1 protein-coding gene is annotated in these 742 nt (G+C 76.3%); it reads right to left on the minus strand.

The genetic code is table 11. The annotated features are described in order from the left end of the window. On the minus strand, nucleotides 1-582 hold a 582-nt coding region (locus tag L2I40_RS23975; RefSeq protein WP_237217845.1), incomplete at its 3' end, for an NAD(P)/FAD-dependent oxidoreductase. Between the last annotated feature and the right edge of the window lie 160 nt (nucleotides 583-742).

Below are 742 nucleotides of genomic sequence, written 5' to 3' on the forward strand. Positions count from 1 at the left end.
GACGACCAGGATGTCTGCGCCGCGCGTGGTGCCGTCGGCCAGCGCGATCGTCGCACGCTCCGCATCCACCGCCACGGCGCGGGCACGCTCGATGGCGACGCCGCGGGACGCCAGGTGACGCGCGAGCATGGCGACGATCCGCCGGGCCAGCAGCACGCCGCCGGTCGGCAGGCGGATCGCATCCACGATGCCGTCGGGCAGCAGGAAGGGATGCTCGGCGGCCACCTGCGCCGCCGTCATCGCCTGCGCCGTGCGCCCGTCGGCGGCGAGCGCGGCGCGGCTGTCGGCGAGCCAGCCGCCCGGGGCTTCGGCCAAAGCGAGGGTGCCGCAGGGGACGTAGGGGTGCTCGCCGGCGTCGTGGAACATCAGCTCCCAGGCGGCATGCGCGGCGTCCACCATGCGCATGTAGCCGGGCTGCGCGCCGTAGGCGTGGCGGATCAGGCGGTGGTCGTCCACCGAGGAGCCGCGCGGGTTGGGCACCTCGTCCTGTTCGACGATGCGGACCGCCACGCCGGCGCGCGACAGCGCCCAGGCGGCGGAGAGCCCCATGATCCCGGCGCCGAGCACGAGAGCCTGCTGCATCGGCGCATTGTCGCCCGTGCGGCCGGGCTTGGCGAGGGGGCGGGGCGACCCGCGAAAGGGTCGCCCGCGCCCGTCAGAGCAGGGTCAATGCATGTTGCCCCGTGCGGAGCCGCCGCCCCGCGTGGAGCTGCGGCCGCCCGAACGCCCGGCGCTGGCGCGG

The organism is Falsiroseomonas oryziterrae, assembly GCF_021864505.1.
GTDB lineage: Bacteria > Pseudomonadota > Alphaproteobacteria > Acetobacterales > Acetobacteraceae > Falsiroseomonas > Falsiroseomonas oryziterrae.